This window comes from Agromyces binzhouensis (assembly GCF_004135055.1).
In the GTDB taxonomy this organism is placed as follows: domain Bacteria; phylum Actinomycetota; class Actinomycetes; order Actinomycetales; family Microbacteriaceae; genus Agromyces; species Agromyces binzhouensis.
In genome coordinates this window covers 1-781 of sequence record NZ_SDPL01000731.1, presented here as the reverse complement: position 1 = coordinate 781, position 781 = coordinate 1, and the positions used below count along the sequence as shown (strand labels likewise).

The following is a 781-nucleotide window of genomic DNA, read 5'->3' as shown; positions in this document are numbered from 1 at the left end:
CGTGCTCGTGCAGCGCGGCGTAGGCCCGCTCGAGGCGGGTGCGGCGCGAGCCGGAGGCATCCGCCCCGACCTCGGCGGCCGGCGTCTCCGGCGAGGCGGCGGGCCCTGCGAGGTCGGCGAGCACGTCGACTGCGGCGGTCACCCCCGCGAGGAGCTCGTAGGGCAGCGTGCCGAACTCGAATCGCTCGGGCACTGCGTCGGTCGCCGGCAGCAGCTTGTCGGGCGCGATCGCCTCGAGGAGCGCGGGGTCCGCGACGAGCAGTCCGCAGTGCGGGCCCAGGAACTTGTAGGGCGAGCAGGTGAGGAAGTCGGCGCCGAGCGCCCGGACGTCGGGCAGGTGGTGGGCGGCGTGGTGGACGCCGTCGACGAAGAGCAGGGCGTCGACGGCGTGCACCGCGGCGGCGATCGACGTGAGGTCGGGCATCGTGCCGATGAGGTTCGACGCGGCCGTCACGGCGACGAGCCGGGTGCGCTCGTTCAGCGCGGACGCGACCGCCTCGACGGGCAGTTCGCCCGTCGCCGGGTCGAAGGCGACCCACCGCACCGTGGCGCCGGCGCGCTCGGCGGCCTGCACCCACGGCCGCACGTTCGAGTCGTGGTCGAGGCGGGTGACCACGACCTCGTCGCCGGGACCCCAGCCTCGGGAGAGGTGGCGCGAGAAGTCGTAGACGAGCTGCGTGGCGCTGCGGCCGTGCACGACGCCGCGCGGGTCGGCGCCGGTGAGGTCGGCGACCGCGTCGCGGAACTCCGCGACCGCGTCATCCGCCCGCTGCGCCGACTC

At 75.8% G+C, this 781-nt stretch carries 1 protein-coding gene; it reads right to left on the bottom strand.

All coding sequences use genetic code 11. The annotated features are described in order from the left end of the window. A partial coding sequence (locus ESO86_RS17930) for an aminotransferase class V-fold PLP-dependent enzyme (protein ID WP_129236051.1) occupies positions 1-781 on the bottom strand: 781 nt, incomplete at both ends.